Below are 5733 nucleotides of genomic sequence, written 5' to 3' on the forward strand. Positions count from 1 at the left end.
CCCCTCCACGATTGCATCTTCATAGACGTCGGGAATTCAGTTCAGACGTGGTTCCTTTCCCTGGCTGCCGGCCTCATGCTCGGCTTCTTCATCGCGAGCACCACGGTCAGCGTCTCGGAGTCGGGCTCGTCTAGGCTGCACTGGATAGGATTCTTCTGCGGCGTGCTCATCGGCATCGCCCTCTTCCTGATCAGGTGCCTCGGCATCGACAGCATGCTCTCGCTGCTCATGGCAGTCGGCCTCGCGCTCCTCGAGATCGCCTTTGTCGTGCTTCTCGAATGGACCGGCAGGGGTCTGCGCCGACAGTTCGCAGAGTACAGGGAGAAGCGGGATGAGCATCGCCGCCTGCTCCAGTACCTCGGCGCGGCCGAGGAAGAACTCACCGGTCTTGTCGCGGAACGCATGCGCCTGACCAAGGAGATCGGCCAGTTTGTGGAGGAGGTGGGGCAACGCGAGGCTGCCCATCTCCAGATTGAGAGCCTGGTTCGCGGCGCCCGCCAGGCGGTGCGCGACGGCTACTATGCCGGCATCGCAGAGAACGAAGGCCGCGCTCGCGGCTGCAAGCCCAGGAAAGGAGCGGGAAGATGAAGCCGGTTCAACTCGCGATCGTGTCCGTGTTCGTCATCGGGATGGCGCTCGCCGGTTGGTACTTGTTCTCGCAGCCGGCCGAGGAGGTCAGGGTCACGCACGTGGCCGTGGTGTTCGATCGTTCCAACTCGCTGCGCGAAGACCTCGAGGGTAATTCCGCGAGCGGCGTTCTCACGCGCGCCTTCTCGGTGCCCGGGCTGGGGAAGGAATCCTCGGTCATTGTTACGGGCACGGGCGACGGTGTTTCCAACGGCGAGCCGGTCTCGATCGCCACGGTATCGGTGCCGCTGTCGTCGCGCATCATCGAAGGCAAGGACGCCGTCGTACACCAGCGCAAGCAGCTCCTCGACGACACTGTCGCGCGCTATTTGAAGGAGGCGACCGAGACTCGGATGTCGCCTATCTTCCTCGCCGTGAAGCGGGCACTGGCCCAACTCAAGGCTACCGGATGCGTTGCCGGTTCCGGCTGCACGCTGTTCATCCGCAGCGACGGTGAGGAGACCGAGGAGACCTACCTGAAGGAGTCGATCAAGAGACGCAAGCTCTTGAAGAAAGGCACGCCCGCGCCGCTAGACAACTCGGGTATCGCGATCATTTGGTGTGGAACAGCCGAATCCAGGGGGCCGGTTCCCGGACGAGGAAAACGCCGAGCGTCGCGCAGCAGCGCCTCGGCCGACTTCATGAAAGAGCTCTGGTCCACGCTGTTCACGTCGCCCGAGCTCATCGTGTTCGAGCCGCTCTGCTTGGCCTGCGACTCGCAGGGCGACCGAATCTACTTCGGAGAAGAGGCATGATCGTCGGCATCATTATCCTCATCGCGGGCTTTGCGCTGGTTCTGGGAAAAGTGCCGTTCGCGAAGACCGCCGGACGTGTGGCTTGTGGGGTGGCGCTCATCGTCGTGGCTTTGCCGTGCCTGGTCGGCGCGCTTTCCAACTCGTCCGCGGGATCGGTCGGCGCAAGCGCCTCCGGCTCGCTCACCTCGGCGCTCATCGCTCTGCTCATCATGGTCGCGCTCGTGATCATCGGACGCTGGTCGTTCAAGCGTTGGCTCGCCTCCAAACCCGAGCAGCCGGTACCGACATCTTCGCGTCGTCGCGTGGATCTGCCCGAGTTGCCCGCGAGCTGGTCATCCGACCGTGAGGAGGACGACCTGTGAGCCGCTGGCCGCTCATGCTCGGAACAGCGCTGCGCAGAACGCGCCGCGATCCATCCCCTCCGGCAATAGCGGATCGTGTATCGGCTGTCGCGGCGCACGAGTCCACCGACGACTTCGTGGTCGGCGAGATCCAGGGTGCGCAAAACAACGCACTTCGCCTCGACCTGCCGGCGATCGTTGGCAAGCATCTGCATTGCGTCGGCGCGACCGGCGCGGGGAAAAGCGCCTGGGCGATATCGTTCATCGCCTGGCTCCTGCGGCACGTTTCCGTCCTCGTGGTTGATGCTAAGGGGGATTTGTGTGCGCTCGCGGCCGACATGCTCACCCACAACCTGCTCTCGTCTCCGGACCGGGAGGAGGCGCTCTCTCGTATCCGGGTGGTGGATCCGTTCTCGTCGAGCCACCTTGTCTCCTGGAATCTGTGCGCGCGAGATGAGACCGTACCCATAGAACTGCAGGCCCATGAATTGGGGTCTCTAATGCTCCAGTCGGTCCAGGCCGACACCGGCATCCGACAAGGCCGCCTGCTCCACAGTCTGCTCGCGCTCGTCATTGACACGGGTGGGACGCTCCTCGACGCGCACCACGCGCTCGTGGATCCGCCGACTCTCTCGGCACTCGTGGGGCGAACCGCGGACGAGCGGTTGCGCCACTACTTCCGCGTCGAGTACCCCAAAGAGCCGAAGGTGACCGTCTCGGGCGTGATCGCCCGGCTGGACGCTCTGCTGCGTTTGCCGAGCTGGCGGCTCAGTTTCGGTAGTGAAGCCGGGCTGGATTTCCAGAACCTGTTCGCCCCGGGCATCACCCTGGTCAACATCGGCGGGGCGCCGCTCGGTTGCCGCGACCTTCAGTCGTTTGCCGGGCGTCTGCTCTTCCTCCGGATCGCCCGCGCTATCATGAACCGCCCGGTCATGGATCCGGACCTCCTACCGGTCGTAATCGTCATCGACGAAGTACAAGAATTTCTGAGCAGCGAGGTGGCAAGCGAAATGGAACGGCTTCTCGCGCTCGCGAGGTCCAGAAAAACTTCTCTATGCTTATTCCACCAACAGGCGGCCCAGCTGGAGAAGCTCAGCGCGGTGTTGACGAAGATCATCAACACGAATTCCAGCTTCAAGCTTCAGTTCCGATCATCGCTGGAGGACGCGCGCGCGTTCGGCCACGTGCTCCCTGTGACGGGCCGCGTGCTTAGGCCCGATTACCGGCCGGACCAGACCTCGACCGCGCGCAACCCCTACCTCACGCCCAGCGAGGAGCGGCAGATGCTGCTCGAGCGCATTCCGCGATTGCCGTCGCGGCAGTTCTACTTCTGGAACGCCGAGGGGAAACACGCGCGCCTACTTCGCTCGGCCGATGTCCCGCTCGATTTGTGGCGGCGTTCGGCAGACAGCTATCCGGAGTTGCGCGAGCGCGTGCTCGCCGGAGCTCTGCCGCCGGCGCGTCCGCGTCCGAGCGTGGCGCTTGCCGAATTCTCGTCCGAGAAAAACCCGGTGACCGATCGCGAAGAAGCGCGGTTCGTTCGGGCAGAGGAGGAGCGCGGCGTATCTCCCGCCTCGCTGCCCGACAACCTCGAGGAACTCGGATGAACACGAAGAAGAAATCCAAGCCACTTTTCAGGCTGGCTCTGTATATCCTCACCGCACCGTTCTGGGCTGTCATCGGGATCATCTGGCTTCTCGTCCGTCTGGTGCGCTTCTTCGACGGCGTCGGTACCGCGATCGCTGTGATGCGGCCCGAGGTCCTCTGCCCTGTCGGACATGCCAATCCCACCGAGGGCGTCTTCGAGTGCGGCCACTGCGGCGGCAGATATCGGGGCAGCGTGTGGCTCTGCCCTCTGTGCAAGAGCCCGGCCAAACATTTCCCATGCAACCAATGCGGCCTGTCGATCCGGCCGCCGGTTTTGTGATCACCATGAACGCCGAGAACCGATCATCGCGGAGCGAACGGGGCGAGCAGACGGTGGTGCTCACGGCCAGGGACCGCAAAATCGTTTACACGGTTGCCAGGTTCACTCTCGCTTCGACGCGCCATCTCACGGCGCTCTTCTTCACGAAGAAGAACACGGCCAACAAGCGCCTTCGCGCCCTTTTCAACGCCGGCCTGCTGCGGGCGCACCTTGTCCTGGGTTCCACCAGCCCGACCATCTACACGCTCTCGCCCTTGGGCTTGAAGCTCCTCGTCGGGCAGATGGGGGTGGATCGCGCTCTCATCCGCGTTCCCAGAACACTGGACGTCGCCGACCTGCACCACAGAGTCGCCATCGTTGACGTGAGGGTGGCGTTCGTGCTTGCGACGCGGGAGACCGACGACCTCCGCCTCGTCCGTTTCCTCGTCGGCGGCGAGGTGTTCGGGCAGATGAAGAACAAGGGCGCGCAGATTGTGCCCGACGCCCTCATCCTCCTCTCGCGCGCGGTCCGGCCCGAAGTGTATGCCCTCGAAGCCGACCTCGGTACAGAACCCCTCAGCGTATGGCGCCGCAAGGTCGAGACCTACGGCCGGATGATGTTCACGGATGTTGCTCTCCTCGGCGAGCGCGACTGGCGCGTTCTCGTCGCCGCCCCCGGCCTCGGCCGCCTACGTTCTATCGCCGGGGTGGTCATCCCGAACGACCGAAGCGACCGATTCGTGTTCGTCGACCTCGGGGACATCTGCCCGCGAATCGTCGTCGACCAGACCTGGATCACAGCATCCGCGCTAGCGGATGTAAAAGCGTGGTCTTCCTTGCGGAGAAACGCCAATGGCTGAGACCGGATACAAATGCCGGCCCCGCCGCGGTAAGGAAGGCCGCAAGGAGCCCTGCAAGGAGTGCTCCTTTTTACATAAAAACCCGTGCGGCTCGTCGGGAGACATCCCGCGGGCGGCTTGTCCGATGGGGCTGTCTTCTTGCCCAAGGCGTTCGCGGAACGTGAGGCTGGATTACTCACTAACCACAAACGTATGGACAACAACAATCGCCCCGACACCGACCTCGAGAGGTCTTCGCAGATCATCTACGTCATCCGTCTGCCCGAGGACTACGACCGCGAGGACGCCCAACGCAGCTTTTCCGAAAATGTTCCGGAGAGCCAACCCTCGGAGACTTACCGCTGGCCGAGGAGCTTTGCGCTCATGCGCGAGCTCGCCGCCATCGACGAGCCCGATCTGGCAGAAGCCAGCCGGCACGAGCTGTCCCGTGAGGACGCTCGTGACTTCGGCCGCCGGCTTCTCGCGCTCGCGGATTCGCTCGAGGAGCGCGGCCGGAACATGTCTTCGAAAGAGCAGCTCGACGGCGCCGTCCGGTCGTACGCCCTGGACCCGGCTGACGGTAGATGGCAGCCGGAGATCAGGAGCTCGTTCGCCCAGGTTTTGGAAACCTTGCGCGAGGCAGGTCGGTGGTACAGCGAGGTCGACGGAGAGCCTGTGGCGATCCCGGCCTAGCGGAAGAGCGGCTGCGGCAGTGCCTCGCGGGCGTACGGGTTTGGTCGGGGGCAAGGGCGGGGAGGGCGCCAGCCTCGCGTTTCCGCGCGGCCTTGAGGCGGAGGCAGTCCACGGACCGGCGGTCCCAAGGATGTCTTTGCGAGAGAGCCGTGAGCGACGGGAGCCTGACGATACCCCGCCCTTGTCCCCCGTTTTCGTCCCCTGCGAGGAGGCAATCGTTTCGCGACAAGCCGCGTCGCGCGATCACCGGGCGCGCTACAGACATGTTCCTGGCGAGCGCCGGTCATCCGGTCTCGTTTTCGGTCAAGACTCACGCTGCCCGCCGGAGAGGTTATCGGCGGCAGCTTGCTCCGGGGTTCTGTTCCATCTCGGTCGTGGACGGTTGAGGCTGGATCTTTATCCACTAACTTTTCACGTACTATGGAACTGGATCTCATTTCGAAGTCCTACCCGTGTAGGAGCCAGAACAACGTCGCCGTTCTCAACTCACGAGGAGGCATCCACTACGGACCTGTCGAAGGCGCTCAGAAGAGCGAGGATCGTCCGCGCGGTTTCATCGGGTCTTACGCCTG

The 5733-nt window shown here is 63.8% G+C and carries 7 protein-coding genes; all 7 read left to right on the plus strand.

The genetic code is table 11. The features are described 5' to 3' along the window. On the plus strand, nt 1–588 hold a 588-nt coding region (locus M0R80_31090; GenBank protein ID MCK9464087.1), incomplete at its 5' end, for a hypothetical protein. Next, nucleotides 585–1382, plus strand: coding sequence for a hypothetical protein (locus M0R80_31095; protein ID MCK9464088.1), 798 nt, complete (start codon nt 585–587; stop codon nt 1380–1382). The genes M0R80_31090 and M0R80_31095, both read left to right, overlap by 4 nt. Further along, a complete protein-coding gene (locus tag M0R80_31100) occupies nt 1379–1744 on the plus strand; it encodes a hypothetical protein (protein MCK9464089.1) in 366 nt (121 codons plus the stop codon). Before M0R80_31095 ends, M0R80_31100 begins: the two co-directional genes overlap by 4 nt. After that, nucleotides 1741–3330, plus strand: coding sequence for a DUF853 family protein (locus tag M0R80_31105; protein MCK9464090.1), 1590 nt, complete (start codon nt 1741–1743; stop codon nt 3328–3330). Before M0R80_31100 ends, M0R80_31105 begins: the two co-directional genes overlap by 4 nt. Beyond that, nucleotides 3327–3650 (plus strand): hypothetical protein, encoded by a 324-nt coding sequence (locus M0R80_31110; protein MCK9464091.1) that lies wholly within the window; start codon nt 3327–3329, stop codon nt 3648–3650. The genes M0R80_31105 and M0R80_31110 overlap by 4 nt, the downstream gene beginning before the upstream one ends. Before the next feature lie 5 nt (nt 3651–3655). Then, nucleotides 3656–4489, plus strand: coding sequence for a replication-relaxation family protein (locus M0R80_31115; protein MCK9464092.1), 834 nt, complete (start codon nt 3656–3658; stop codon nt 4487–4489). Between the two features lie 192 nt (nt 4490–4681). Continuing rightward, a complete protein-coding gene (locus tag M0R80_31120; protein MCK9464093.1) occupies nt 4682–5161 on the plus strand; it encodes a hypothetical protein in 480 nt (159 codons plus the stop codon). The last annotated feature ends 572 nt before the right edge of the window (nt 5162–5733 follow it).

This window comes from Pseudomonadota bacterium, from assembly GCA_023229365.1.
In the GTDB taxonomy this organism is placed as follows: Bacteria; Myxococcota_A; Polyangia; order JAAYKL01; family JAAYKL01; genus JALNZK01.